At 68.7% G+C, this 26,800-nt stretch carries 23 protein-coding genes; 10 read left to right on the forward strand and 13 right to left on the reverse strand.

The annotated features are described in order from the left end of the window. Positions 1-30: 30 nt before the first annotated feature. The 3 genes from G361_RS0130745 to bluB all read left to right on the forward strand — a co-directional run bounded on the left by G361_RS0130745 (position 31) and on the right by bluB (position 3,580). Complete coding sequence (locus G361_RS0130745) at positions 31-1,509, forward strand: fatty acid desaturase (RefSeq protein WP_019930978.1); 1,479 nt, start codon at positions 31-33, stop codon at positions 1,507-1,509. Between the two features lie 97 nt (positions 1,510-1,606). Then, positions 1,607-2,866 carry an acyl-CoA desaturase gene (locus G361_RS0130750; protein ID WP_019930979.1) on the forward strand — a complete coding sequence of 420 codons (1,260 nt, stop codon included), beginning with the start codon at positions 1,607-1,609 and terminating at the stop codon, positions 2,864-2,866. A gap of 78 nt (positions 2,867-2,944) precedes the next feature. After that, positions 2,945-3,580, forward strand: coding sequence for a 5,6-dimethylbenzimidazole synthase (bluB, locus tag G361_RS0130755; RefSeq protein WP_026343703.1), 636 nt, complete (start codon positions 2,945-2,947; stop codon positions 3,578-3,580). 44 nt (positions 3,581-3,624) lie between these two features. On the opposite strand, the gene hpf is transcribed toward bluB, so the two are convergent. The 10 genes from hpf to G361_RS0130805 form a co-directional block, all read right to left on the reverse strand. Beyond that, the gene (gene hpf, locus G361_RS0130760; RefSeq protein WP_019930981.1) at positions 3,625-4,308 is read right to left on the reverse strand and encodes a ribosome hibernation-promoting factor, HPF/YfiA family; all 684 of its coding nucleotides are present in this window, start codon (positions 4,306-4,308) and stop codon (positions 3,625-3,627) included. Between the two features lie 332 nt (positions 4,309-4,640). Then, positions 4,641-5,285: a ComF family protein gene (locus G361_RS0130765; RefSeq protein ID WP_026343704.1), complete on the reverse strand. Its 645-nt coding sequence runs from the start codon at positions 5,283-5,285 to the stop codon at positions 4,641-4,643. Between the two features lie 343 nt (positions 5,286-5,628). Then, positions 5,629-7,446 carry an MtrAB system accessory lipoprotein LpqB gene (gene lpqB / locus G361_RS0130770; RefSeq protein ID WP_052172887.1) on the reverse strand — a complete coding sequence of 606 codons (1,818 nt, stop codon included), beginning with the start codon at positions 7,444-7,446 and terminating at the stop codon, positions 5,629-5,631. Then, entirely contained in the window at positions 7,443-9,368 is a 1,926-nt protein-coding gene (gene mtrB / locus G361_RS45515; protein ID WP_304412518.1) for an MtrAB system histidine kinase MtrB, read from the reverse strand. The genes lpqB and mtrB overlap by 4 nt, the downstream gene beginning before the upstream one ends. Beyond that, positions 9,365-10,042: an MtrAB system response regulator MtrA gene (gene mtrA, locus G361_RS0130780; RefSeq protein WP_019930985.1), complete on the reverse strand. Its 678-nt coding sequence runs from the start codon at positions 10,040-10,042 to the stop codon at positions 9,365-9,367. The genes mtrB and mtrA overlap by 4 nt, the downstream gene beginning before the upstream one ends. 78 nt (positions 10,043-10,120) lie before the next feature. Then, positions 10,121-10,768, reverse strand: coding sequence for a dTMP kinase (locus G361_RS0130785; protein WP_019930986.1), 648 nt, complete (start codon positions 10,766-10,768; stop codon positions 10,121-10,123). Between the two features lie 108 nt (positions 10,769-10,876). Continuing rightward, positions 10,877-12,352 (reverse strand): adenosylhomocysteinase, encoded by a 1,476-nt coding sequence (gene ahcY, locus G361_RS0130790; protein ID WP_019930987.1) that lies wholly within the window; start codon positions 12,350-12,352, stop codon positions 10,877-10,879. Positions 12,353-12,443: 91 nt separating this feature from the next. After that, positions 12,444-13,589 carry an alkane 1-monooxygenase gene (locus G361_RS0130795; RefSeq protein WP_019930988.1) on the reverse strand — a complete coding sequence of 382 codons (1,146 nt, stop codon included), beginning with the start codon at positions 13,587-13,589 and terminating at the stop codon, positions 12,444-12,446. Between the two features lie 350 nt (positions 13,590-13,939). Continuing rightward, positions 13,940-14,680, reverse strand: a complete 741-nt coding sequence (locus tag G361_RS0130800; RefSeq protein ID WP_019930989.1) for a response regulator — start codon at positions 14,678-14,680, stop codon at positions 13,940-13,942. Further along, positions 14,677-16,221 (reverse strand): ATP-binding protein, encoded by a 1,545-nt coding sequence (locus G361_RS0130805; RefSeq protein ID WP_019930990.1) that lies wholly within the window; start codon positions 16,219-16,221, stop codon positions 14,677-14,679. The genes G361_RS0130800 and G361_RS0130805 overlap by 4 nt, the downstream gene beginning before the upstream one ends. 146 nt (positions 16,222-16,367) lie before the next feature. Here G361_RS0130805 and G361_RS0130815 point away from each other — a divergent pair, with 146 nt between their 5' ends. Beyond that, complete coding sequence (locus tag G361_RS0130815; protein ID WP_019930992.1) at positions 16,368-17,726, forward strand: C4-dicarboxylate transporter DctA; 1,359 nt, start codon at positions 16,368-16,370, stop codon at positions 17,724-17,726. Positions 17,727-17,806: 80 nt separating this feature from the next. Here the strand turns inward: G361_RS0130815 and G361_RS0130820 are convergent, their stop codons facing one another. From G361_RS0130820 to cofD, 3 genes are all read right to left on the reverse strand, one after another. Then, positions 17,807-18,325 (reverse strand): NUDIX hydrolase, encoded by a 519-nt coding sequence (locus G361_RS0130820; RefSeq protein WP_019930993.1) that lies wholly within the window; start codon positions 18,323-18,325, stop codon positions 17,807-17,809. A gap of 31 nt (positions 18,326-18,356) precedes the next feature. Then, the gene (locus G361_RS0130825; RefSeq protein ID WP_019930994.1) at positions 18,357-19,721 is read right to left on the reverse strand and encodes a coenzyme F420-0:L-glutamate ligase; all 1,365 of its coding nucleotides are present in this window, start codon (positions 19,719-19,721) and stop codon (positions 18,357-18,359) included. A 64-nt stretch (positions 19,722-19,785) separates the two neighbouring features. Then, positions 19,786-20,799: a 2-phospho-L-lactate transferase gene (gene cofD, locus G361_RS0130830; RefSeq protein ID WP_231387137.1), complete on the reverse strand. Its 1,014-nt coding sequence runs from the start codon at positions 20,797-20,799 to the stop codon at positions 19,786-19,788. A gap of 644 nt (positions 20,800-21,443) precedes the next feature. On the opposite strand from cofD, the gene G361_RS0130835 reads away from it, so the two are divergent. From G361_RS0130835 to manA, 6 genes are all read left to right on the forward strand, one after another. Continuing rightward, positions 21,444-21,677 carry a WhiB family transcriptional regulator gene (locus G361_RS0130835; protein ID WP_026343708.1) on the forward strand — a complete coding sequence of 78 codons (234 nt, stop codon included), beginning with the start codon at positions 21,444-21,446 and terminating at the stop codon, positions 21,675-21,677. Between the two features lie 68 nt (positions 21,678-21,745). Continuing rightward, positions 21,746-22,222, forward strand: a complete 477-nt coding sequence (locus G361_RS0130840; RefSeq protein ID WP_196814661.1) for a metallopeptidase family protein — start codon at positions 21,746-21,748, stop codon at positions 22,220-22,222. A 79-nt stretch (positions 22,223-22,301) separates the two neighbouring features. Beyond that, the gene (locus G361_RS0130845) at positions 22,302-22,691 is read left to right on the forward strand and encodes a DUF3499 domain-containing protein (protein ID WP_081635646.1); all 390 of its coding nucleotides are present in this window, start codon (positions 22,302-22,304) and stop codon (positions 22,689-22,691) included. Between the two features lie 185 nt (positions 22,692-22,876). Then, positions 22,877-24,253 carry a phosphomannomutase/phosphoglucomutase gene (locus G361_RS0130850; RefSeq protein WP_026343709.1) on the forward strand — a complete coding sequence of 459 codons (1,377 nt, stop codon included), beginning with the start codon at positions 22,877-22,879 and terminating at the stop codon, positions 24,251-24,253. Between the two features lie 91 nt (positions 24,254-24,344). Further along, a complete protein-coding gene (locus G361_RS45520; protein WP_019931000.1) occupies positions 24,345-25,517 on the forward strand; it encodes a hypothetical protein in 1,173 nt (390 codons plus the stop codon). Then, positions 25,517-26,764 carry a mannose-6-phosphate isomerase, class I gene (gene manA, locus G361_RS0130860; protein WP_019931001.1) on the forward strand — a complete coding sequence of 416 codons (1,248 nt, stop codon included), beginning with the start codon at positions 25,517-25,519 and terminating at the stop codon, positions 26,762-26,764. Before G361_RS45520 ends, manA begins: the two co-directional genes overlap by 1 nt. Positions 26,765-26,800 lie beyond the last annotated feature (36 nt).

Genomic DNA, 26,800 nt, shown 5'->3' on the forward strand with positions numbered 1-26,800 from the left:
GCTCTCACCTTCGCACGGAAGGACCGGCCGGTGGCGATCACCGACATCAAGGCGTACGCCCATTTGACGGCGTCGGATATCGAGGCGCTCGGGAACGAACTCGATGCGCTGCGCCGTTCCGTGGAGCAGTCCCTGGGCGAGCGCGACGCGCGCTACATCCGGCGTACCATCCGCGCACAGCGGATGCTCGAAACAGCCGGGCGCGCAACCCTTTTCGCCGGACGGAAGCGCTGGGCATGGGTGGCCGGCACGGCCATGCTGTCGGTGGCGAAGATCATCGAGAACATGGAGCTCGGGCACAACATCAGCCACGGGCAATGGGATTGGATGAACGATCCCGAGATCCACTCCACCACCTGGGAGTGGGATATGACCGGCACCTCCGGGCAGTGGAAGCGCGCGCACAACTACTCGCACCACACCTACACCAACATCGTGGGCATGGACGACGACGTGGGCTTCGGCATTCTCCGGATGACCCGCGACGAACAGTGGAAGCCGATCAATCTCGCCCAGCCGGCGGCGAATCTGGTCCTGGCGGCGCTGTTCGAATGGGGTATCGCGCTGCACGATCTCAAGATCGAGAAACAACAGGCCGAGGTACCGCGCTCGAATCTGCTTTCGGAGCCGAACAAACAATTCCTCCGCAAGGCCGGCCGTCAGGTGGCGAAGGATTTCGTCATCCATCCGGCCCTGACCGGACCGGCCTGGAAACAGACGCTGAAGGCCAACCTGACCGCGAACCTGATCCGGAACCTGTGGGCGTACGCGGTGATCTTCTGCGGCCATTTCCCCGACGGCGCCGAGAAATTCACCGAGGAGCAGTTCGCGGACGAGTCCCACGGCGAGTGGTATCTGCGGCAGATGCTGGGCAGCGCCAATTTCCGTGCGGGCGCGCCGATGGCGTTCATGAGCGGCAACCTCTGCTACCAGATCGAACATCACCTGTTCCCGGATCTGCCGAGCAACCGCTACGCCGAGGTGTCGGTCCGGGTGCGGGAGCTGTGCGACAAGTACGACCTGCCGTACACCACCGGCTCATTGGGCAAGCAGTATCTGCTCGCCTTCCGCACCATCCACAAGCTGGCGCTGCCCGACCGCTTCCTGCGCCGCACCGCCGACGACGCACCCGAGACCTCCTCGGAGCGCAAGTTCGCCGGGCTGACGCTGCCCACGCTGTCGGAGCGCACCGAATCCTGGGCGGAGCAGCATTGGCCGGGCATCGATCCGGTGACCGGACGACGCCGCGGCCTGCGCTCGGCCATGACCGAGGCCCGGATCGCGCTGCGGGAGAAGGCCCGCCAGGAGAAAGCGGCGCTGCGCGAGGCCAAACAGGCCCTGCAGGAGAAGGCCAGGCAGGAGAAAGAGGCCTTGCGCGAGGCCGGACTGGCGCTGCAGGAAAAGGCGCGACGCGAGAAAATGACGCGGCGCCTGCGCCGGGCGCGGAGCGGGCAGCGGAGCATAGCGCTCGGCTCGGCAATTTTCCGGTACGCGGGTGGCAACGGTTAGGCACACTTCGGTCACGATCACAATGCGGTATACGCCACAGCTGTGAATCGTTCCGGGGACAACCTACGCCGCCGTAACCTACGGTAAGGTAACCCGCATGGCGATATCGGATGTCAAGGAATACGCCCACCTCACCCCGGAGGATGTGGAAGCGATCGGCGCGGAGCTCGATGCGATCCGCCGCGAGATCGAATCCTCCCGGGGCGAGAAGGACGCCACCTACATCCGCAACGTGATCCGTGTGCAGCGCGGGCTGGAGATCTCCGGCCGCGCGGTCCTGTTCGCGAGTATCTTCCCGCCGGCCTGGCTGGCCGGGGTGGCCCTGCTGGGTACGGCCAAGATCATCGAGAACATGGAGATCGGCCACAATGTGATGCACGGCCAGTGGGACTGGATGAACGATCCGGAAGTCCATTCCGCCAACTGGGAATGGGACAACGCCGGCCCGTCCGAGCACTGGAAGATCACCCACAACTACCTGCACCACAAGTACACCAACGTGCTGGGCATGGACGACGACATCGGCTACGGCCTGCTACGCGTCACCCGCGACCAGCGCTGGTCCCCCTTCTATCTGGGCCAGCCGCTGTACAACCTGTTGCTGCAGACCTTCTTCGAATACGGCGTCGCCATCCAGCATCTGGAACTGGGCAAGATCGCGAAGAAGAAATGGGCGAAGGACAGCCCGGAGCGCAAGCAGTTCGAACGCGATCGCACCCTGGTCCTGAAGAAGATCGGCCGGCAGGTCACCAAGGATTACCTGGTGTTCCCGTTGCTGACCGGCCCGTTCTTCCTGTCCACCCTCACCGCCAACATCGCGGCCAACATCGTGCGCAACCTGTGGACCAACGCGGTGATCTTCTGCGGCCACTTCCCGGACGGCGCCGAGAAGTTCACGAAGTTCGACTGCGACAACGAGTCCCGCGGCGAGTGGTATCTGCGGCAGATGCTGGGCAGCGCCAACATCTCCGGCGGCTGGCTCATGCATTTCATGACCGGCAATCTGTCCCATCAGATCGAGCACCACATCTTCCCGGATCTGCCGAGCAACCGGTACCGCGATATCGCGGTGCGGGTGCGGGCACTGTGCGAGAAGTACGACCTGCCGTACACCACCGGCTCGCTGCCGGTGCAGTACGCCAAGGCGTGGCGGACCATCATGAAGCTGTCGCTGCCGAACAAGTACCTGCGCCGCGGCACCGACGACGCCCCGGAGACCAAGTCGGAGCGCGCCTTCGGCGGCCTGTCGATCGTCGACCCGGCCACCGGACGCCGGCGTGGGCTGCGCACCGCATTGCGGGAGCGTCGCCGGCGCAGCAGCGACGCCCGGGTCCCGGTCGCCGCGAGCGTGGGCTGACCGGTGGTTCCGCCGTGATCGGCGGCGGATTCTCACCTATCCGACAAGCGGGAACGTCATTCTGCTTCACTGGTAGCCGTGTCTGCTGAAGGTTCGGAATTCTACGAGGTGATTCGCCGTCGGCGCGATGTGCGCGCCGAGTACACCGGCGAGGTCGTGGACGATGTCACACTGCTGCGAATCCTCGACGCCGCGCATCGCGCACCCAGCGTCGGTAATTCGCAGCCCTGGGACTTCGTCGTCGTGCGCAAGCCGGACACGTTGCGGCAGTTCGCAACTCACGTCGCGGCCAAACGCCTCGAATTCCGGGACTCGCTGCCGCCGGAGCGGGCGAGCACCTTCGAGCCGATCAAGATCGAGGGCATCACCGAGAGCGGCACCGGCATCGTGGTCACCCACGACGACGGGCGCGGCGGACAGCACATCCTGGGCCGGGCCACCGTGCCCGAAACCGGCCTGTACTCGACCATTCTCGCGATTCAGAACCTCTGGCTCGCCGCCACCGCCGAGGGCGTGGGCGTGGGCTGGGTCAGCTTCTACGACACCCCCTTCCTCACCGAGCTGATCGCGCTGCCGCCGGGTGTGCGCCCGGTCGCGTGGTTGTGTGTGGGCCCGGTGGACGAATTCCAGCAGGTGCCGGATCTGGAACGATTCGGCTGGCGCGATCGGCGCGACCTGGCGGATGCGGTGCACTGGGAGAACTACCGGCACTGACGAAGTGCGGGGCCCGGTTCGACCACCGGGCCCCGGCCGGCCTTCTACGCGAGCCGGATCAATCCGTAGTCGAACGCGTGACGACGATAGACCACCGACGGTCGGTCGGTTTCCTTGTCCTGGAAGAGGAAGAAGTCGTGCCCGACGAGCTCCATCTGATAGAGGGCGTCGTCGACGGACATCGGACTCGCCGGATGCACCTTGGTCCGGACGATATGCCCGGGCCCGGCGCTGTCCTCCGCGAGCGAGTCGATCGACCCGGGCTCAGCGGAATATGACGATCCCTGGGGGTGGACGGCGATCGTGTCGTCGATCAGATCGGCCGTGGCCTCGGCGACCGAGACGGGCGTCTTCTCCCCGTAGTGCACTCGCCTGCGGTCCTTGGTGCGGCGCAATCGGCTCTCCAGCTTCTGGGCGGCCAGTTCGAGGGCCGCGTAGAAACTGTCGGCGCAGGCCTCGGCCCGGGCGACCGGGCCCCGGCCACGCGCGGTGATCTCCACCCGCTGGCAGCTCTTGCGCTGGCGGCGATTGCGTTCATGGAAGAGTTCGACGTCGAACAGATAGATCGACGAGTCGAAGCGTTCGAGTCGCGCGAGCTTGTCCGCGACATGGACTCGATAATGGTCCGGAACCTCGACGTTGCGGCCCTTCACCACGACGTCCGCGCGTGGTGTGCGAGGCGGTTCGGCTGTCGGATGCCCCGCGCCGTCGAACGCGGTGGAATCCATCGCGTCGATACGAACCGAAGGGTCTGCTTCTTTCAATGAAGGACGTGAAGTCGTCACGCGTACCTCCCGGATCTGGCCGCACTGTCTGATCTCGTGCGGCGGGAATCATCCGTGCCGGATCGGCCGATTGCGATGATTGCGAGGGAGATCCATCGTGATGACGCCGGCTGCCGCCCGGTATCGCAGATCCGGTCCCACTCGTCTCGCTCGGGGAACTCGGCACGAAGGTCGTACGAGGCGCCACCTCCAAACTCTGGGTTCGGGTTCGCTCTAGGACCCCACGCTAGGCCCCCAGCGACCGATCCGCCAGTGTTCACGCAAATTTCTCCCGATCACGCGGCGGAGGTCACCAGGACGGCACGGACGTGCACTGCGACACGTTCCAGGGCGCGTATGGACTCGGATGCGGTGGCCCCGGTGGTGAGGACATCGTCCACCAGCACCACCTCGGCATCCGGGTGCCGCAGGGCCTCCGGCAGCGAACCGGCCGGCGTGGTGATCCGGCCTGCTAGATTGCGCCGGCGCTGCATCGGGCCGAGGCCCACCGAATCCCGCACACCCCGATCGGCCCGCAGTACGGAGGCCACCTCGCAATCCGTGAGCAAACTCGCCGCGACCCGCGCCACCCGGCCGACCGGATCACCACCGCGCCGCCGTACCGCGGCCCGCCGGACGGGCGCCGGCACCAGCACCAACGGCCGCCGCGGGGTCCGCAGCCCGGCCAGACCCCGGGCCAGTTCCCGGCCCAGCGGCGCGACCAGATCCCGCCGATGGTGCTCCTTCACCGCGACCACCGCGCGCCGCCGCGGACCCGCGTACCGGCCCAGCGCCCAGCACGGCACCCCCGGATCCGTCCGCGGCCACACCCGGACCGGCTGCCCCCCAAGACTTTCCGCACACTCCGCACACCAGCCCACCCCGAGCCGCCCGCAACCGGCACAATCCTGCGGGAGGATCAGATCCAACAATGTCCGCATCCGCCGATTATCGGGACCACCCCCGACAGAACGGCCCCCCACAACCACTCCCGCACCCCTTGCCCCGAAAATGCCCCTACCGCAACCATTTCCGCACCCCACACCCGGCAGTCGACACCGACAGCTGACACCCCGCAGGCGGCAACTGGCAGCTGGCGCACAACACCCGACACTCAGCAGTCCGCACCCGGCACCCGGCACCCGGCACCCGGCGGTCGGCAGTCGGCAGTCGGCAGTCGGCGACATGGTTGCCCGGACCGGCCCGTGCCCACCGCGGTGATTCGCCGGTCGGACCGTTGCTGCCGTGCTCGGAGCCTCGGCAGCGGCCACCGATCGAGCGCGCTCAGCCGGGCAGTACCGGGGTGGCGGTGGGGCCCAGACCCGGGACCTCGCGCCAGAAGCGTTCGCTGTTCGGTTCCGCGGCCTGCAACTGCATGACCGCGCGCGCGTCGGCGATGTACTGACCGTCCGGCGAGGCGCTGACCACTCGCAGCGGGGAGGTGAGGTTCTGGCTGGTCTCCGGATTGGGCTGGAAGCCGTCGATGTCGACGCGCTCGACCGGGTCCACGTTGCCCTCGCGGACCACCACGATGCTGTCCTCGGTGATCCAGTCCAGCGAGACCGCCGAGGTGCTCAGGGTCGCCGCCACGGGCAGTGGGGAGGTCAGCGCGTACTGCCCGTCGCCCTGCTGCGCCACCGTCGCCACGAACACCTTGCCGCCGGCGATCAGCGCGACCCGGGCGCCGGAGCGGGAGATCCGCAGTTCGGTGATCGGCAGCCGCGGCGCCGGATCGGAGACCGACACCGGCACCGACAGCAGCGCGGAGATGTCCACCTCCTGTGGCGACACGTTGCCGGTGGCGTGGTCGTGCACGGCCCGGATCACCCGGTCGCCGTCCACGACGGTCCAGGCGGCACTGCCGTCGGCGGTCCAGGACGGCCGGGTGAAACTGGTGCCCTGCGCCAGCGAGAAGATGGCGTTGCCGTCGTAGGAGCCGATGATCAGCGTGCGCGAGGGTTCGGGCGCCGGATGGCCGTTGTCGGCGATCGCCGCGACCAGCTGCCCGTCCTGCGACAGCGCCACCGACTGGAGATTGTGCGCCGAGCCGAAATATCCGGGGGTCGGGACCACCTCGGGCTTACCCGTTTCCACCCGGACCAGCGACCCGTCGCGCACCGCGTGCAGCCCGATCTTGTTGTGCACCACCGACGGGTTCAGATAGCTCACGTCGTTCTGGGTCCAGCCGCTCGCGGCGAACCGGTCGTCGAGCGGCTTGCCGTCGCCGGTCAGGTAGTAGGGGCCGAAGATCTCGGCGCCGTAGAGGGTGAGCACGACCTGACCGGCCAGCAGTTCCCGGCTGTGCTGATCCAGCGCGGAGGCGCCGGTGAAGTCGATCTGCACGCCGCCGGGACTCACACCCGCACCCTCCGGATCGCCGTTGGGTTTGGTGATCGGGCCGTGCACGGTGACCGCGGCGGAGAGCATGTCGCGCACGGCCGGGGCGAGCGTCTGCTCCGGGCCGTCCTGCAGCATCGACAGCAGCCGGGGCGCGAGTTGATCCTTGCGCAACGCGATCCAGCGCAGATCCGGCACCACCGCGGTCCCGGCGGTGTTCGGGAAGAACAGCGGATAGCGCCGATAGGATTTGGTGAAGGCGGCGTCCTCGATGACCACGCCCGCGGGCAGTTCGTCGATGCGCCACTCGCCGCCGACCTTGGTCATGTCGAAGCGGTATTCGACGGAGGTGGTGGCCGCGCGGAACGAGCCGTCCGCGTCGAGATCGCCCAGTTTGTGGGCGCGCACGTGATAGGTGGTGGTATCCATCGTGCCGGATTCGCGCAGGGTGTCCGGCTGCTTCTCGATGATCACCGTGCCGGCGGTGTCGTCCCAGGACGCGGCGGCTTCGGGAGTCAGATATTGGCGAGCGGTCTGGTGATGATTCGTGGGATCCGCGGTGGCCTGCAGGAAATCTCGTAACAGCGAGTCCGGCTCGCGGCCGGCCACCGGCGTCGGTGGCCCGGCGGAGGTCGGTTCCTTGTCGAGCGTGCCGAGGGCTTGCGGGGCCGACGAATCCGGTAGGTTGGCGCACCCCGCGAACACCAGCAGGGCGGACAGGATCACCCCGATTCTCAGGCGGATATCGCGTGACCGCACTCTCATGAGGCGTCCCCGGTGTCGGTGCGCTCCGAGGTACCTGTTCGGTCACCCCCGGCCGTGCGGTTGCTCGTGCCCGATGCCGGCCCCCGATCCGGGGACGAGCCGTTGGAGTTCGAGCTCTCGGCGGCCTCGTCGGCGGCGATCTCGCCGAGCAGGCCGTCGTCGATCATGTCGGGGTGGCCGTGGGACGGATCGATATCGGCCGGCAGTCGGTGCACCGGCGGCGCCGCGCCCGGATCTCCGATGGCGGTCGAATCCTCTTGTGCGGCAGGGTTTTCGGTCGACGCGGGGCTCTCCGGGAGCGGCGCTTCCAGCTGCTGCCGGCGACGCGGCGGTTCCAGCGGCAGCGGACTGCTGCCCAGTTTGCGGCCCCGCACCATCGGCAGGGTCAGCCGGAAGCTGGCGCCGACGCCGGGTTCACCCCACGCCTCCAGTTTGCCCTCGTGCAGATGCGCGTCCTCGACACTGATCGACAGGCCCAGGCCGGTACCGCCGGACCGCCGCATTCGCGACGGATCCGACCGCCAGAACCGGTTGAACACCAACTTCTCCTCACCGGGCCGCAACCCGATACCCTGATCCCGCACCACGATCCCCACCGCGTTGGCGTCGGCGTCCCCGCGCATGCGGATCAGCACCGGTTTGCCCTCGCTGTGGTCGATCGCATTGGCCAGCAGGTTGCGCAGCACGCGTTCCACGCGGCGCGGATCCACCTCGGCGACCACCGGTTCCTCCGGCAGGTCGACCACGAGTTCCACGCCGGACTCCTTGGCCAGATGCCGCACCATCGACAGCGCCGCCCGGCCGCACATGCGCACGTCCAGCGATTCGACCTGGAGTTCGGCGACACCGGCGTCGTGGCGGCTGATCTCCAGCAGATCGTTGAGCAGGCCCTCGAACCGGTCCAGCTCGGTGACGAGCAACTCGGCGCTGCGCGCCAGGGCCGGGTCCAGGTCGTCGCTGGAGCCGTGGATCAGATCGGCGGCCATCCGGACCGTGGTCAGCGGGGTGCGCAGTTCGTGGCTGACGTCGGAGGTGAAGCGGCGCTGCAGATTGCCGAACTCCTCCAGCTGGGTGATCTGCGTCGACAGGCTTTCGGCCATCTCGTTGAACGACATCGCCAATCTGGCCATGTCGTCCTCGCCGCGGACCACCATGCGTTCCTTGAGGCGGCCGTCGGCGAAGCGGGTCGCGATCCGGGCCGCGGACCGGATCGGCAGCACCACCTGCCGGGTGACCAGCGCGGTGATCGCGGCGAGCAGCACCAGCAGCACGACACCGCCGACCAGCATGGTGCCGTGCATCAGCGAGAGGCTGCGTTCCTCGTTGGTCAGCGGGAAGATCAGGTAGACCTCGAGCGTGGAGACCTGCGAGCTCGGACTGCCGATGAGCAGCACCGGCCCGTGATAGCCCTCCGCGTCGGATACCGTCGCGAACTGGTAGCTGACCTGGTTCTGCTGGACGAACCGGCGTAACTCCGCCGGGATCTCCTGGGTCGGGCCGGCGGTGATCTCCTGCCCGTTGTCGTTGGTCATGAGCAGCGCGGCATCGAAACTGCCGGCCGCGGCGCTACCGGCCTGCGGGCTGGAGCCCGAGGACAGCGCGCGCAGGGCATCGTCCAGCCGCGACTGCTGGGTGCTCGAATCGTGCACGCCGTTGAGCTGGGTCTCCACCGTGCTGCGGGCACGGCCCATCTCCTCGACGGCCGCGTTGATCTTCGCGTCCAGCAGCCGATCGGTGATCTGGCTGGTCAGAACCACGCCCAGAATCACGATGACGATCAGTGACAGGGTGAGCGTGGAGACGACGACGCGCAATTGCAGCGAACGTCGCCAAACGTGGCCCAGGGACTCGCCCACGGACTTGAACCAGGCCACCGCTGCCGCCAGTAACCGCTCGAGGCGGTTTCTGGGTGCAGCGATCACGGCGGTCCGGCCTTGTAACCGACACCTCGGACCGTCAGCACGATCTCGGGGTTCTCCGGATCCTTCTCGACCTTGGCGCGCAGCCGCTGAACATGGACATTGACCAGTCGGGTGTCGGCGGCGTGCCGGTAACCCCAGACCTGCTCCAGCAACACCTCACGGGTGAAGACCTGACGCGGCTTACGGGCCAGCGCCACCAGCAGATCGAACTCCAGCGGGGTCAGCGAGATCTGCTGACCGGCGCGAGTGACCTTGTGTGCGGGCACATCGATGACGATGTCCGCGATGGACAACAGCTCCGCCGGCTCCTCCTCGGTCCGGCGCAACCGCGCGCGGACCCGGGCCACCAGCTCCTTGGGCTTGAACGGCTTGACGATGTAGTCGTCGGCCCCGGACTCCAGGCCGAGCACGACATCCACCGTGTCCGTCTTGGCCGTGAGCATCACGATCGGCACGCCCGAATCGGCGCGCAACACCCGGCATACATCGATACCGTTCATGCCCGGCAGCATGAGGTCCAGCAACACCAGATCCGGGCGAATCTCCCGGACCGCGCTGAGTGCCTGCGTGCCGTCGCCGACCACGTGCGGGTCGAAACCCTCGCCGCGCAAGACGATCGTGAGCATCTCCGCGAGCGCCATATCGTCGTCGACGACCAGAATCTTCGGCTTCATAACTACTATGTTGTCATCTCTCCGGCTCGGAACGGGCAATCCCGCCAACACTGGTACGGTACCGACGCACATCCAACCCTATCGGGCAACTATTTCCGAGAGGCGCGCGGTCAATGTTGCCGGATCGTCATGGGCTCCGTGCACCAGCCACGGACCGTGCCAGTTCGATTCGGCCAGCACACGATAAACCGCGGCGGTGCGTTGCTGCAGGGCTTCGTCGCGTTCGTAGGCGTCGAGCGCTCGCTCGCGGTCGAGTTCGCCGCGGCGGCGGGCCCGCTCGGCGGCCAGTTCGACCGGAACGTCCAGCAGCACTTGCAGATCCGGCACCGGCAGCTCGAACCGGCCGAATTCCAATTCCGCGACCCAGGAAGCGATTTCACCGTCGGCGGATTGACCGGTCCGGGCCGCGTTGTAGGCCGCGTTCGAGGCCACGTAGCGGTCCAGTAGCACGATGTCGTTGTCCGCCAGCAGTTTCGACAATTCGTCCCGTGCCTCGGCCCGGTCGAGGGCGAACAGCAACGCCATGGCATTCACCGAGGCCGCCACATCGCCGTGCTGCCCGCGCAACGCCTCGGCCGCCAGATCGGCGTGCACCGACCGCCCGTAGCGCGGGAAGGCCAGTGTGGCCACCCGCCGCCCCCGGGACCGGAGCTCACCGAGCACGGATTCGATCAGCGTGCGCTTACCCGCGCCGTCGAGCCCTTCCACCGCCACCAACGCACCCATGTCGAGCAGGCTACCGCTCACCCCCGACAGGTTTTCGAGGCACCGCCGGAACCCGCCGAGCGCCGCCCGCCGGGCCGGAAGACCCGGCGGGACAACGATCCGCACGTCTCAGTAGCGGTAGTGCTCCGGCTTGTACGGGCCCTCCACGTCCACGCCGATGTACTCGGCCTGATCCTTGGACAGCTTGGTGAGGGTGCCGCCGAGGGCCTCCACGTGGATGCGGGCGACCTTCTCGTCCAGCGCCTTCGGCAGGCGGTAGACCTCGTTGTCGTACTCGTCGGGCTTGGTCCACAGCTCGATCTGCGCGATCACCTGGTTGGAGAAGCTGTTGGACATCACGAACGACGGGTGGCCGGTGGCGTTGCCGAGGTTCAGCAGGCGGCCCTCGGACAGCACCAGGATGGACTTGCCCGACTTGTCGAACGTCCAGAGATCCACCTGCGGCTTGATGTTCAGCCGCGAGGCGCCGGAGCGCTCCAGGCCGGCCATATCGATCTCGTTGTCGAAGTGGCCGATATTGCCCAGGATCGCCTGATCCTTCATCGCCTTCATGTTGTCGAGGGTGATGATGTCCTTGTTGCCGGTCGCGGTGATCACGATGTCCGCGTCGCCGATGGCCTGATCGACGGTGACCACGTCGAAGCCGTCCATCAGCGCCTGCAGCGCGTTGATCGGGTCGATCTCGGTGACCTGCACCCGGGCGCCCTGACCGGCCATCGACTCCGCGCAGCCCTTGCCCACGTCGCCGTAGCCGCAGACCAGCACCTTCTTGCCGCCGATGAGCACATCGGTGCCGCGGTTGATGCCGTCGATCAGCGAGTGCCGGGTGCCGTACTTGTTGTCGAACTTGCTCTTGGTGACCGAGTCGTTGACGTTGATCGCCGGGAAGGTCAGCTCACCCGCGGCCGCGTACTGGTACAGCCGCAGCACACCGGTGGTGGTCTCCTCGGTGACGCCGCGCACCGACTTCGCCAGTTCGCTCCACTTGTTCTTGTCGGTCTCGAACCGCTCGCGCAGCAGGTTCAGGAACACCTTGTACTCGGTGGAGTGGGTCTCGTCGTCCGGCGGGATCACGCCGGCCTGCTCGAACTGCGCGCCGCGCAGCACCAGCATGGTCGCGTCGCCACCGTCGTCGAGGATCATGTTGGCGGGCTCACCCGGCCAGGTCAGCGCCTGCTCACAGGCCCACCAGTACTCCTCGAGCGTCTCGCCCTTCCAGGCGAAGATCGGCACGCCCTGGGGCTCCTCGATAGTGCCGTGCGGGCCCACCACCACTGCCGCGGCGGCGTGGTCCTGGGTGGAGAAGATGTTGCAGGAGGCCCAGCGGACCTCCGCGCCCAACTCGACCAGGGTCTCGATCAGCACGGCCGTCTGGACGGTCATGTGCAGCGAGCCGGAGACCCGCGCGCCCTGTAGCGGGCGCACCTCCGCGTTCTCCCGCCGCAACGCCATCAGGCCGGGCATCTCGTGCTCGGCGAGCCGAATCTCCTTGCGGCCGAACTCGGCCAAGGACAGGTCCGCCACCTTGAAATCGATCCCATTGCGGTGGTCGGCAGTCATCTTGCTGCTCACTGCGGTCGTCATCTGCCTCTCCTGGTCGGCGTGTATACCGGAGAGACTAGTCGCCCCGATGCGTACACGGTACGCATGGGGGCCCATCGGATTTCGGCCGGGTTCAGGCTGCCGCGGTGAGACCGTCCTCGCCGCCGTGTGCCGCGATGATGCGGGTCCGCTTGCGGGGCGCGATATTCGCACGGGAGATGTCGCCGTCGTAATGCGCCAGTACTCGGGGATCCATGACCCGGCGCCAGATCGCCGGCACGATGGCCAGCAGGATCATGGTCGCATACCCGGCCGGCAGCTGCGGTGACTCCGCCGTGCTGCGCAGTGTCTGGTAGCGGCGGCCCGGATTCGCGTGATGGTCGCTGTGCCGTTGCAGATGGAACAGGAAGATGTTGGTGACCAGCCGGTCACTGTTCCAGCTGTCGGTCGGCGCGCAGCGCGCCCAGGTTCCGTTGGGCCGCTTACCGCGCAACAGGCCGTAGTGCTCGATGTAGTTCACCGTCTCCAGCAGCCACGCGCCGATCACCGCCTGCAGCAACAGATACGGCAGGATCTCGAGCCCGAAGAGACCGAGCAGCGCGCCGAACAACACCAGCGTCATCGCCCAGGCCTGGAACAGGTTGTTCTGCACGCTCCAGAAGCGACGGCCCTTGCGCTGCAAGCGTTCCCGCTCCAGATGCACCGCCGATCGATAGCCGCCCGCGACGGTACGCGGCAGGAACTCCCACAACGATTCGCCCAGCCGCGCGCTGGCCGGATCCTCGGGAGTGGCGACGCGGGCGTGATGCCCGCGGTTGTGCTCGACGTAGAAATGGCCGTACGCCGACTGCGCCAGCACGATCTTCGACAGCCACCGCTCCGCCGACTCCACCCGGTGGCCGAGTTCGTGCGCGGCGTTGATGGCGATGCCGCCGACCAGCCCGATCGTGGTCGCCAGGCCCAGCTTGTCCAGCACGCTCAGATCGTCACCGGCCCACATATCCGCCGCGATGAGCAGGCCGATCAGCTGCATCGGCAGGAACATGTAGGTACACCAGCGGTAGTACCGGTCGCCGGACAGTCGCGCGTAGTCCTCGTCGCGCGGATTGCTGCCGTCCTCACCGGCGACCCAGTCCAGCAACGGGATGGCGACGAGGATGATGATCGGGCCGATCCACCAGAAGACCTTGCACTGCGTCCAATAGACCAGCTGCGAGGGCAGCAGCGCGCAAGCGGGCACCAGCAGTCCGAGCAGCCAGAGGTACCGCTTGGGATCCACCGAGCCCGACTGTTTGCCTACCGTTTGCACGCTAACTCCACATTAAGAAATCTCTGAATCGTCGCCAGTAGATATGTACAGACCCAGCGCCCGGGACGCCAGTCGGATCCGTCCGAAAGTTGTATCTGGTACACACCGGTTGGTCTTTTTCGACGCCGAAAAACAGACGTTTGCTACAGCGCCGCACAGTCAGCGCACAGTAGGCAAACGCCCGGAAGCACCGCCTTCGCACCGTGGTACCGCGAGTCGCGCTATACCTGCCGGTTGGTGACATCGCACAGCCGACGCCCGGCATCCCTCGCGGGCTTGGCCGAATTGTTATAGACGGTCGACCGGATTTCGCGCGCCTCTCACCGCCGGTGGACATACCGGACCTGCGGTCGCCCGGTTCGCCCGTAGTCGGTGCGCCGCTGCACCGCACCGTCCGCGGCCAGCCGCTCCAGATACCGCCACGCCGTGACCCGTGAGACGCCTACGGCCGCACCCGCTTCGCCGGCCGACAGGCCCGCCGCGCTGTCGCGGACCGCCCGGGCGATCTCGTCGAGCGTCTGCGGCGCGATACCCTTCGGCGCCCCGGCCCGCAGGTCCGTGGTGCGCAGCGCGCTCAACGCGCGGTCGATGTCCTGCTGGGTGGCCGCCGTCTCGCCGACCGGCAGCGCCGCGCGGAACTCCAGATAGCGATCCAGCTTCTCCCGGAACGCCGCGAACGTGAACGGTTTCAGCAGATACAGCGCCACGCCGTGCGCGACGGCCGCCCGCACCATCTCGAGGTCGCGCGCGGAGGTGATCGCGATGACGTCCGGCCGCGGCCGCAGCCGCGCGAGGGCCGCGGTGACCTCCAGGCCCGGGATGTCCGGCAGGCCCAGATCCATCAGCACCAGATCGATCGGGGCACCCTCGGCGGCGGCCGCCGCGGCGGCGCGCAACGCGTCGCGGCCGGTGTGCGCGACCGCCACCGGCCGGAATCCGGCCACCCGGTCCACGTACGAGGCGTGCGCGGCGGCGATGCGGGTCTCGTCCTCGACGATCAGCACCCGCAATTCGGTAGCACCGGATCCGGCGGCCGGCGTGCCGGTTCGCGACCCGCTCATGCCGAATCCTCCGATGTGCGCGGAATCCGAACCACCACAGCCGATTCCGGCGCCCGCTCGGCGCGCAGCACGCCGTCGTACCGGGCCACCAGGCGGCGGACCAGCGCGAGCCCGAGCCCCTGATGATCGGTCTTGGTCGAATATCCCCGCTCCATCGCGCGGGCGAACGCCTCCTCCGACATGCCCGCCCCGCTGTCGGCCACCCGGATCAGCAGATCGCCGGCCTCGTGCCGGACGGTCACCTCCACCCAGCCGTCCGCGGTGCGGTCCACCGCGTCCAGCGCGTTGTCGACGAGATTGCCGACGAGCGTGACGATTTCGGGCGCGGTGAGCGGCGCCGCCGAGTTCAGCGCGGTATCCGTGCCGACGGTCAGTTCCACGCCGCGCTCCAGCGCCTGGTCCACCTTGCCGAGCAGCAACGCCACCAGGGCGGGTTCCCGCACGGCACCGGTGAGCCGGTCGATCAGCGCCTGTGACAGCCGCAGTTCGGCGGTCGCGAATTCGACTGCCTCCCGGTAACTTCCGAGCTCGACGAGGGTGATCACGGTGTGCAGCCGGTTGGCCGACTCGTGGGCCTGCGCGCGCAGCGAGTCGGCCAGGCCGCGCATCGAGTCCAATTCGCCCATCATGTCCCGTAATTCGGTGTGATCGCGGACGGTGAGCACCGTACCGAGCGGACGTCCGGACCACTGCACCACGTCCTGGTTCACCACCAGCACTCGTTCGGTGGTGACGTGCATCTCGTCGCGCACCACCGCGCGATCCGAGCGTCGCAACGAGATCGGCAGATCGACCCGGCGCACCGGTCCCTCGGGCAGTTCGAGCAGGCGTCGCGCCTCGTCGTTGACCACGGCCGCCTCGTCGTGACCGGCGTCGAAGACCACCAGGCCCTCGTGCACCGAGTGCAGGACCGCGTCGTGATGTTCGTACAGGGTGCGCAACTGGGCGGGGGCCAGCCCCTGGGTCTGCCGCAGCAACCGGCGCCGCAGCAACGCCGCGCTCAGCAGGGCCAGCAGCAGTCCGGCGCCGGCCACCACCAGGAACAGCGGCACCTGGCGCCACACCTGATCACCGATGCGGGCCCGGGTCAGCCCCGCGGACACCAGGGCCACGATGCGATCCCCGTCGTACACCGGGGTCACCGCGCGGATCGACGGGCCGAGGGTGCCGGAATAGGTCTCGGTGAAGGTCTCCCCGGCCAGCGCGCGATCGATGGTGCCGGTGAACGGTTTTCCGATGCGGTCGACCTCGGTGTGCGTGTAGCGGGTGCGATCCGGCGCCATCACGACGATGAAATCGACGCCGGTGCGCAACCGGATCCGCTCGGTCTCCGGCTGCAGCAGGGCCGTCGGATCCGGACTGCCGACCGCGGCGACCGTCGAGGGCGCCTGGGCCACCGCGACCGCGATACCGGTCACCCGGTCCCGGGTCGCGGCGTCCTGTTCGTGGCGCACCTCCAGCACGGCCAGCGCCAGTCCCACCACGATCAGCACGACCAGCAGCACCGCCTGGACCGCGAAGACTTGCCCCGCCAGCGTCATGGGCCGATCGGGCCGGCGTCCCGGCCGAATTCGCCACGCCATCCGACCTCCCCGGTGAACGAAATGTACGAAACAGTGACCCGGGTCACCGTAGCGATGAGGATCACAACCTGCAGACATCGCAGTACCGAAGGCAGTGACCCGATATGAGCATGACAGCGCCCCGGCCGCAACGCCGTGACCGCACCCATTGGCTGTACCTGGCCGTCATCGTGGCCGTGGTGGCCGGCATCCTGACCGGCTGGCTGGCGCCCGGTTTCGGGAAATCGGTCGCCGACCTCGGCACCATCTTCGTCAATCTGATCAAGATGATGATCTCGCCGGTCATCTTCTGCACGATCATCCTGGGTATCGGCTCGGTCCGGGCGGCGTCCCGGGTCGGCAAGGTCGGCGGCCTGGCGATCGGCTACTTCCTGATCATGTCGACGGTGGCGCTGGCGATCGGCCTGGGCGTGGGCAATCTGCTGCACCCCGGCAGCGGCCTGAACATCGCCGCGCACGCGAAGGATGCCGCCAAATATGCCAAGCAGGCCGAGGGCGCCGGCGGGACCTGGCAGTTCGTCGAGAGCATCATCCCGACCTCGCTGTTCTCCTCGCTCACCGCGGGCAGCGTGCTGCAGACCCTGTTCGTGGCGCTGCTGTTCGGTTTCGCCATCCAGGCACTGGGCCGGGCCGGCGAGCCGGCGCTGCGGGCGATCGGCCTGTTGCAGCGGCTGGTGTTCCGGATCCTGACCATGATCCTGTGGCTGGCCCCGATCGGCGCCTTCGGCGCGATGGCGAACGTGGTCGCCACGACCGGGCTCGACGCGGTGAAACAGTTGGCGCTGTTGATGGTCGCGTTCTATCTCACCTGCGTCCTCTTCGTCTTCGGCGTGCTGGGTGTGCTGGCCCGGGTGGTCGCGCGGGTGTCGATCTTCCGGCTGGTCCGCTATCTGGCCCGGGAGTTCCTGCTGATCTTCTCCACGTCGTCGTCGGAATCGGCCCTGCCGCGGCTGATCGCGAAGATGGAGCACCTCGGCGTCGAACGCACCACCGTCGGCATCGTCGTACCGACCGGCTATTCGTTCAACCTCGACGGCACCGCGATCTACCTGACCATGGCGTCACTGTTCATCGCCGACGCGATGGGTAAGCCGATGGCGATCGGCGAACAGGTCGGCCTGCTGGCGTTCATGGTGATCGCGTCGAAGGGCGCCGCGGGTGTCACCGGTGCAGGCCTCGCCACCCTGGCCGGCGGCCTGCAGAGCCATCGGCCGGATCTGCTCGGCGGGGTCGGCGTGATCGTCGGTATCGACCGGTTCATGTCCGAGGCGCGCGCGCTCACCAATTTCGCGGGCAATGCCGTCGCCACCGTCCTGGTCGGCACCTGGACCCGGACCATCGATGCCGAACGGGTGCGGGCGGTGCTGGCCCGCGAGATCCCGTTCGACGAGGCCACGATGGTCGATACCCACACCGAACCGGCCGAACCGGAACCGGCCGCCGAGGATCTGGTCCCGGCCTGATCCGTCCGTTCCCGGGCCGGGAACAGCGCGCCGGCGGGCTCGGAGTCCCCTCACAGGAGCCCGCCGGCGCATCCCACTGTTCAGCGCAACAACACGTCGGCACCGTCGGGCAGCGCGCCGACGGGCCACCAGCGCAGATCGAGGGATTCCGAACTGCGCACGGGGACAGCGCCTTCGGGGGCCACCACCTTGAACAACAGATCCAGATGCCGGGTCGGCACGCCCAGCGAACAGGTGATCGGGTGCGCCTGGGCCCCGTACAACCCGGACCCGAGCGACAGACCGTCGATACCGGACTCCTCGGTGGCCTCCCGCAGCGCGGCGGCCGCGACGGAATCATCGGATTCCTCACAGTGCCCGCCCAATTGGATCCAGCGGCCGACCCGGGGATGCAGGGTCAGCAGCACCTCGCGCTCGTCGTGCGAGAAGACCACCGCCGAGGCGGTGATATGCCCGGGAGCGTGCTCGCGCAGACAGCCGCGCGGTGCGGAACCCAGGAAGGCGAGCAGCGCCTCCCGCAGTGAACGCTCCGGACCGGCTGCGGGACACCAGCTTTCGATCAGATCACGGGCCGAGGCGTGCAGCGATTCGGCGGTCACCGTGCTCCGTCCCGGAAGATGTTGCCGCGCTTCACAGTTCGACCAGTCCCGGACCCGGCTCACGCGGCGCGCGGGGCACAAGCTCCTCGGCCGGGTAGCCGATCGCGATGGCGCCCAGCGGATTCCACTCCGGCTCCAGGCCCAGGACCGCACGGGTGGTGTCCGCGGCGAAGATGGTCGAGCCGATCCAGCAACTGCCGACGCCCCGGGTGGCGAGCGCGACCAGCAGGCCCTGTACGGCCGCGCCGACCGCGACGGTGAACATCGTCGATTCCGCGGCCCGGCGGCGCTCGTCCGGATAGTCGTGAGCGCCGTCGGGAACGCAGAACGGGATGACCACCTCGGGCGCGTCGAACAGGATGCGGCCCCGGGCGACCCGGCGTTCCACACTGTCCGGGGTGCGGCCGTCGCCGGTCAGATCGGTCCGCCAGGCGTCGGCCATGGACTCCAGCAGCCGGGTGCGCAGCGCCGGGTCACGGACCCAGACGAACCGGACCGGCCGGGTGTGGTGCGGGGCCGGGGCGGTGAGCGCGTCCGCGACGGCGGCGCGGATCAGTTCGGGTTCGACCGGGGTGTCGGCGAACTGCCGCACCGAGCGGCGCAGCAGCAGCGCCTCGCGCCGGCCGCGATCGAGCGCCTCGGCGGTGCCGAGCCAGAACAGATCGTCGTCGCCGCCGCGCAGCAGATCCGCCGCGCGGGAACCGTCGTCGTACGGGGTGAGGCCGCGGACCACCGCCACCGGCACACCGCCCAGCTTGCCCTTCGCCAGATCGGCCGCGGCGGCGAGTTCGTCGGCGACGGCGACCTGGGTGACGTGCAATTCGTTGCCCTGGCCGTCGACCGCGCCGGCGTAGTCGTGCAGGACCCGCAGGCCGGCGGCGCCGATGGCGGCATCGGTCTGCCCGTTGCGCCAGGCCCGGCCCATGGTGTCGGTGACCACGACCGCGACGTCGACGCCGAGCAGTTCGGCCAGCGCGGACCGCAGCGCCACGGCACTGGCGTCGGGATCGGTGGGCAGCAGAACCAGTTCGCCCCGTTCGACATTGGAGCCGTCGACCCCGGAGGCGGCCTGCACGATGCCGATCTTGTTCTCGGTGATCAGGGTCCGGCCCTTCTGGGCCAGCACCCGCACCGCCTCGGTGCGGACCAGTTCGCGGCGCAGCGCGTCGCGCTCGTCCGGATCGTCCGGCGCCGCGACGATGCGGCCCTCGACCTTGGCGACGATCTTGCTGGTCACCACGAGGATGTCGCCGTCGGCCAGCCAGGGCGCCTTCGCCGCGAGTTGTGCGGCGAGGTCGTCGCCGGGCCGGAACTCCGGCAATCCGGTCACCGGGAGGATGCGCAACTCCCCACCGGGCGCGTGATCACCGCTCTCGGGCAGAACCAGTTCGCTCACGCTGCACCTTTCCGGCGTGCCCGGGAGCCCGTGTGGCGACGCTCCGCCACCGGCCCCTGACCGTTCACGCCTTCACTCCCGCGATATCCAGTGCCTCCCGCGCCATCTCGGCGGTGGCGTCGGGGTCGGTCATCAACAGCGGTACGCTACGCACCTCCACGCCGGGAACCTCGGCGGCATCGGTGGAATGCACCAGCCAGCCGTCGAGAATACCGGTGTCCGATCGGGCGCCGTAGTGCCGCCCGATGGCCTCCGCGGAGGTCTCCACCCCGATGACCGACAGGCATTCGTCGGCCATGCCGCGCAGCGGCTTGCCACCGATCACCGGCGACAGCCCGACCACCTTGGCCCGGGTGGTGCGCAGCGCGCCCCGGATACCCGGCACCGCGAGGATCGCGCCGATGCTCACGACCGGGTTCGACGGAGCCAGCAGGATCGCGTCCGCCTGATCTATGATTTCCGTCACACCTGGGGCAGGCTTTGCCTGATCCGCCCCGATTGTGACGAATCCATGGGTCTCGACGTTGGCGCGATAGCGTACCCACCACTCCTGGAAATGAATCGCGCTACGTTCGCCAGGGTTGCCGGGGTCACTGATGACAACATGCGTTTCGCATCTGTCGTCGGTTGCCGGAAGCAGTTTCACACCGGGCTGCCAGCGGTTGCACAGCGCCTCCGTGACCGCCGAGAGCGGGTAGCCCGCACGCAACATTTCACTGCGCACGAGATGGGTCGCGATATCGCGATCACCGAGACCGAACCAATCCGGCTGGGCCCGGTAATTCGCCAGTTCCTCCTTGGCGTGCCAGGTCTCCCCCACCCGGCCCCAGCCGCGTTCCGTATCGATGCCGCCACCGAGGGTGTACATGCAGGTGTCCAGGTCGGGGCAGATGCGCAGCCCGTGCATCCAGACGTCGTCGCCGACGTTCACGACGGCGGTGACGTCCGCGTCCGGCAGCAGGGCTCGCACACCCTGCAGGAACCGCGCGCCACCCACTCCGCCGACCAGCACGGCAATCCGGGCTTTACCGTCGGCGAGCCGGTCTCCGGGCCTCGGGTCCGCTTGTTCTCGTGTCACAGCCGCACAGCCTATGCGGTGACACGCGGGTCACGCTTCCGAGCATATTTGCCGGTCATTTGCTGATTCCTGTTACCGTACCGAGGCGAAGGCGACGGCGGATAGTAACGGAATTGTGTCGGCAGCTTGACCATCGCCGCGTCCGGCGTGTCTAATCACAGTCATGTCATTCCGGGGCTGCGCGAGACGGCTAGGCGCAGACCAGCTTTCGAACCTGCGTTCGAATCGGAGTGGCCGGCTCGGGGAAGCCCGCGGGACAACATCGCGGGGTTGGGCCGTCGGTGGGCAGATGAGGTCCGACGGATAAATCATTCTGCGCTAACGAACAGTGAGGAGGCGGAGCGATGGCCGAGGAGCTGGCCCCGTCGGGGTATCCGGGCGGTATATCGCGAACCGATTCCACAACAGGCGCAGCACCTGTCTGCGCCGACAGCCGGAATTACGAGCGGGAGGACGACCTCGCGGTGACCGCGGGGGCGGGTTCGGAGAACGACGACGCCCCGGAGCATCTCGCGGAGCGGCCGGAACATCTCGACCGCGATTCGATACAGCCCGGCATGTGGGTACAGGGCGGGCAGTGGGCGCGCACTCAGCGCAAGCCCGAGCCCCCCAAGCTGAGCCTGGTCGTCACCAACTTCGATGCCATGTTCGACACCATCGAGGAGCAGTGGCAGGAGCGCGCACTGTGCGCCCAGACCGATCCCGAGGCGTTCTTCCCGGAGAAGGGCGGCTCGACCCGCGAGGCGAAGCGGATCTGCATGGGTTGCGAGGTACGCGACGAGTGCCTCGAATACGCGCTCGCGCACGACGAGCGGTTCGGCATCTGGGGTGGATTGTCGGAGCGGGAACGCCGCCGCCTGAAGCGCGGCATCATCTGAGCAGCGCGTAACTCCCGCCCCGCCGTGGCACTGGGCACGGCGGGGCGCTCGTTGACTAGATTCGAGTCATGACTCGTTCACGGAAGCGGCGGCCGCCGACGGCGCGATCGGTGATCCGCCGCGGGCGTGGGGTCCGGGGACCCATGCTGCCGCCGACCGTACCGGCGTGGCGTACCCGCGGGCAACAGTTCGATCGGTTGGTGCTGGAGGCGTTCGCCCCCCTGGACGGGCGCTGGCACGACCGTCTCACCAAGCTGGACATCGCCGTGGACGACGTTCCGAAAATCCGTCCGCTGCAACCCGATTCGGTCACCTGGCCGGAGGAGGTGGTGGCCGACGGACCGGTGCCGCTGTCGCGGCTGGTACCTGCCGGGGTCGATCGGCACGGCGTCGCCACCCGGGCCCGGGTCGTCCTGTTCCGCAAGCCGCTGGAGCTGCGGGCCAGCGATCCCGACGATCTCGTCGATCTGCTGCGCGAGGTACTCGTCCAGCAGATCGCCACCTACCTCGGCGTCGATCCGGACGTCATCGACGGCGGCGAGTGACCCGAGGAAACCGGGCACTGTTCGCGTGTCTGCCACGCGCGCAGCCGTGGGCGGGGTTAGTCTCCTTGGCGTGATCCCCATGCGTCGTTGCTGCCGTCCAGGCTGCAAGAACCCGGCCGTCGCGACGCTCACCTATGTGTACTCCGATTCGACGGCAGTCGTCGGACCACTGGCCACCGTCGCCGAACCACATTCCTGGGATCTGTGTGAGACCCACGCCTCCCGGATCACGGCCCCGAAGGGATGGGAGCTGGTCCGGCACGAGGGCGGATTCTCCTCGAGTTCCCCGGACGACGACGATCTGACCGCGCTGGCCGAGGCGGTCCGCGAGGCCGGGATGCGCAGGCGCACAGCCGAACCCGATCCGCGCCGCTACGCCGAGGGCCCCCCGCCCGCGCAGCGCGCCTCCCGCACGGGCCGCACCGGCAGACGCGGCCACCTACGCGTGCTGCCCGATCCGCCGAACTGAGCGATCACATTCCTCGCCGGCGCTGTCCCGCGCTCGGGCATTCGTCGCGCGATTCGACCTGGTATTCGCTGTGGCAACGGCCAGGGATTGCTGTGCCACAACGCAGCACGTTGTTCGCTGGTGGCGTAGCCCGAGGTCGTCAGCTCGGTTGGGCCGGGCGCGGGGACGCCTACTAGGGTGGGGGCATGACAGTCGCCCGATCTGCCGATTCCGTGAAAGCAGTTGTCAAGGCATACGACGTCCGGGGTGTGGTCGGAGCGCAGATCGATGCGGAATTCGTTCGGGACGTGGGGGCTTCGTTCGCGCGGTTGATGCGCGGCGAGGGCGCGACCCGGGTCGTGATCGGGCACGACATGCGGGAATCGTCACCGGTGCTGGCGGCGGCCTTCGCCGCGGGCGTGCGCGCGCAGGGGCTCGACGTCGTGCACATCGGGCTGGCGTCCACCGACGAGTTGTACTTCGCCTCCGGCCATCTCGGCTGTCCGGGCGCGATGTTCACCGCCAGTCACAATCCCGCCCGGTACAACGGCATCAAGCTGTGCCGGGCCAATGCGCTGCCGGTCGGTCAGGACACCGGGCTGGCCACCATCACGCAGGAACTGATCGACGGGGTGCCCGCGTTCGACGGCGCGGCGGGCAGCGCGACCGAGGAGCATCTGCTCGACGCGTACGCGAACTTCCTGCGCAAACTGGTCGACCTGAGCGGCATCCGCCCGCTGCGCGTCGCGGTCGACGCGGGTAACGGAATGGGCGGCTACACGGTCCCGGCGGTGCTCGGGGCGGTACCGCAGCTGACCATCGACCCGCTGTACTTCGAGCTGGACGGGACGTTCCCGAACCACGAGGCCAATCCGCTGGATCCGAAGAATCTGGTGGACCTGCAGAAATTCGTCCGCGAGACCGGCGCCGACCTGGGCGTGGCCTTCGACGGCGACGCGGACCGCTGTTTCGTGGTCGACGAGCGCGGCGAGCCGGTCTCGCCGTCGGCGGTCACGGCCCTGGTGGCCGAGCGCGAGCTGGCCAAGGAGCCGGGCGCCACCGTCATCCACAATCTGATCACGTCCAAGGCCGTGCCGGAGCTGGTGACCGAACTGGGCGGCAATCCGGTGCGCACCCGGGTCGGGCACTCCTTCATCAAGCAGCAGATGGCCGCCACCGGCGCCATCTTCGGCGGCGAGCACTCCGCCCACTACTACTTCCGCGATTTCTGGGGAGCCGATTCCGGCATGCTCGCGGCCCTGCACGTGCTGGCCGCGCTCGGCGGCGGCAACGGGCCGATGTCCGAACTGGCCTCGGCCTACTCCCGGTACGCCGCGTCGGGTGAGATCAACTCCACGGTCGACGACGCCGCCGATCGCACCCGGGCGGTACTGGCCGCGTTCGAGGGCCGCGCGACCTCGGTGGACCGGTTGGACGGGGTCACCGTGCAACTGCCCGACGACGCCTGGTTCAATCTGCGAGCCTCCAATACCGAACCGTTGCTGCGTCTCAACGTCGAAGCCCGATCTCCGGAGGAAGTAGACGCACTCGTAACCGAGATCCTGAGCATCGTCCGCGGCTGACTGGAATAGTGGAATCACAGAGCCCGAATTCACCCGGGAGAGCGAGTTCCCCCGGCCTGGTGACCCGATTGAGGGGAGGTGGCAACGCCCGATGATCGCAGGGACACCGGTACTCGACCTCGATGACGTCGCCTCACTGGAGGCCGCCGACTCCGGGGGGATGTTGCGTTCCGCGGCCTCCGCCGGCGCGCAGGTGCGCGCCACGGCGGCGGCGGTCGGCGAGCACGCGCTCGCCCGGCTGCAGGATCTGCGCCCGCGCAGCCTCGTGATCGTCTCCGGGTCCGGGCGCGCCGCCCGGGCCGCCGCGCTGCTGGTCGCCTGCCTGGGCGACCGCGCCGGACTGCCGATCCTGCCCGTCACCTCGATTCCGCCGTGGATCGGACCGCTGGACGCGGTGCTGGTCGCGGGCGACGACGCCGGTGACCCCCGGCTCGTCGAGGCGGTCGATCGCGCACTGCGGCGGGGCGCCGAGGTGGTCGTCGCGGCGCCCGACGAGGGGCCGATGCGGGCCGCCGCGGCCGGCCGGGCCGCGATGCTGCCGCCGCGGGTGCCCGTCCTCGACCAGAACCGGCTGCTGCGCTACCTCGCGGTCGGGATCGCGGTGCTGGCCGCCGTCGACCCGCTGCGCAGCGCGCCGCTGCTGCCCGATCTGGAGGCGCTGTCGGACGCACTCGACGCCGAGGCGCTGCGCGACGGGCCGCAGCACGAGGTCTTCCACAATCCGTCGAAGACACTGGCCGCGCGCATGCAGGAGCATCGCCTCGTACTCGCCGGTGACACCCCGGCCGCCACCGCGGTCGCGGAACACGGCGCCGAGGTGCTGTTGCAGGCGGCCGGGCAGATCGTCGCGGCCGCCGATCTGGCCACCGTGGTGGCCGGGCACGCCCGGCTCGCCGAGGCGGCCGGTGGGGCCGCCGCCCCCGGCTTCGATCCCCTGTTCCACGACGAGCAGCTGGACGGCCCGGCGCCGGTGCAGCAGGTGCGGGTGTTCGCCGTGAGCGCCGAGACGGACGAGATCGCGGTGCGCCGGCGGCTGGCGGTCTTCGATTCCGGCGGCGGCCTGGTCGACGCCGATCTGGTGTACGTCGAGCCCGAGGCGCCCCGGTCCGGACCGGCCGCGGTCCCGCCCGGACCCGGTCACGAGCTGGAACATCTGGCACTGCTGGTGCTGCGGCTGGAAATGGCAGCGGTCTACCTGCATCTGCTCGGCCGGCCGGCGGTCTCGACCGAGCGCCCGGCCCACTACGACGGGGGCCATTACTAGTGCACGAACTCGCCGGTGCGCTGCGTACCTACGCCTGGGGTTCACGCACCGCACTCGCTCAGCTGTGCGGTCGGCCCGTTCCCTCGGCGCATCCCGAGGCCGAACTCTGGTTCGGCGCTCACCCGGCCGATCCCGCGCACATCTGTGTCGACGGGCACCGGCAGTCGCTGCTGGAGTTCGTGCGCGCCGATCCCGAGCACGAATTGGGTTCGGTGGCACCGACTTTCGGCGGGCGGCTACCGTTCCTGCTGAAGATCCTGGCGGCCGAGGAGCCGCTGTCGCTGCAGGCGCATCCCAGTGCGAAGCAGGCGAAGGCCGGTTTCGAGCGCGAGAATCTGGCCCGGGTGTCGCTGGAATCGCCGATGCGCAACTACCGCGACGAGAACCACAAACCGGAACTCGTGGTGGCGCTGGAGCGTTTCGAGGCCCTGGCGGGCTTCCGGCCGCCGGAGCGGACCGTCGAGCTGCTGCGCGCACTGGGAGTCCGCGAGCTCGAACCGTATGCGAATCTGCTTGCCGCCCAACCGGATTCGGCCGGCCTGCGGACGCTGTTCACGACCTGGATCGCGCTGCCGCAGGCGGCGCTGGCCGCGCTGCTGCCGAAGGTCCTCGACGGGTGCGTGCACTATCTGTCGGAGAAGACCGATCCGCGCTCCGGCGCCAAGCAATTCGGCGCCGAGGCCCGCACCACGCTGGAACTGGCCGAGGCCTATCCCGGCGACGCCGGGGTGCTGGCCTCGGTGCTGCTGAATCGGATCACCCTGCAGCCCGGCCAGGGCCTGTTCCTGTCGGCCGGCAATCTGCACGCCTACCTGCGCGGCATCGGGGTCGAGATCATGGCCAACTCCGACAACGTGCTGCGCGGCGGGCTGACGCCGAAGCACGTGGACGTGCCGGAACTGCTCCGGGTGCTGGACTTCGAGCCGAACGAACTGCCGATCGTGGAGCCGGAATCGGTCGACCACACGCCGGACGGCTCGTGCTCGTTCCGCTATCGCACGCCCGCGCCCGAATTCGCGCTGCGCCGTTTCGAATTGGCGGCCGGCGCCGCTCCCGTGCCGATCCCCCGCAGCGGTCCCGGCATTCTGCTGTGCACCTCGGGCGACGTGCGGCTGCTGCAGGGGGCGGACGAACTGCGCATCGGCGCCGGCACCGCCGCCTGGATCTCCGCGAGCGACACCGTCGTGCGCGCCGCCGCGGCCACCGGCCCGGCCCAATTGTTCTGCGCCTGCGTGGGCGAGCTCTGAGGTAGCGGGCCGCGATGTACTCGACGCCCCGCGCAC

Origin of the sequence: Nocardia sp. BMG111209 (assembly GCF_000381925.1) — a bacterium.
Lineage (GTDB): Bacteria > Actinomycetota > Actinomycetes > Mycobacteriales > Mycobacteriaceae > Nocardia.

Excerpts from the sequence above, each read along its gene's own strand:
- G361_RS0130750 (WP_019930979.1), top strand. The coding sequence starts at position 1,607 with ATGGCGATATCGGATGTCAAGGAATACGCCCACCTCACCCCGGAGGAT.
- hpf (WP_019930981.1), bottom strand. The coding sequence starts at position 4,308 with ATGGATTCCACCGCGTTCGACGGCGCGGGGCATCCGACAGCCGAACCG.
- G361_RS0130765 (WP_026343704.1), bottom strand. The coding sequence starts at position 5,285 with ATGCGGACATTGTTGGATCTGATCCTCCCGCAGGATTGTGCCGGTTGC.
- lpqB (WP_052172887.1), bottom strand. The coding sequence starts at position 7,446 with ATGAGAGTGCGGTCACGCGATATCCGCCTGAGAATCGGGGTGATCCTG.
- mtrA (WP_019930985.1), bottom strand. The coding sequence starts at position 10,042 with ATGAAGCCGAAGATTCTGGTCGTCGACGACGATATGGCGCTCGCGGAG.
- G361_RS0130785 (WP_019930986.1), bottom strand. The coding sequence starts at position 10,768 with ATGGGTGCGTTGGTGGCGGTGGAAGGGCTCGACGGCGCGGGTAAGCGC.
- ahcY (WP_019930987.1), bottom strand. The coding sequence starts at position 12,352 with ATGACGACCGCAGTGAGCAGCAAGATGACTGCCGACCACCGCAATGGG.
- G361_RS0130800 (WP_019930989.1), bottom strand. The coding sequence starts at position 14,680 with ATGAGCGGGTCGCGAACCGGCACGCCGGCCGCCGGATCCGGTGCTACC.
- G361_RS0130805 (WP_019930990.1), bottom strand. The coding sequence starts at position 16,221 with ATGACGCTGGCGGGGCAAGTCTTCGCGGTCCAGGCGGTGCTGCTGGTC.
- G361_RS0130815 (WP_019930992.1), top strand. The coding sequence starts at position 16,368 with ATGAGCATGACAGCGCCCCGGCCGCAACGCCGTGACCGCACCCATTGG.
- G361_RS0130835 (WP_026343708.1), top strand. The coding sequence starts at position 21,444 with ATGTTCGACACCATCGAGGAGCAGTGGCAGGAGCGCGCACTGTGCGCC.
- G361_RS0130840 (WP_196814661.1), top strand. The coding sequence starts at position 21,746 with ATGACTCGTTCACGGAAGCGGCGGCCGCCGACGGCGCGATCGGTGATC.
- G361_RS0130845 (WP_081635646.1), top strand. The coding sequence starts at position 22,302 with ATGCGTCGTTGCTGCCGTCCAGGCTGCAAGAACCCGGCCGTCGCGACG.
- G361_RS0130850 (WP_026343709.1), top strand. The coding sequence starts at position 22,877 with ATGACAGTCGCCCGATCTGCCGATTCCGTGAAAGCAGTTGTCAAGGCA.
- G361_RS45520 (WP_019931000.1), top strand. The coding sequence starts at position 24,345 with ATGATCGCAGGGACACCGGTACTCGACCTCGATGACGTCGCCTCACTG.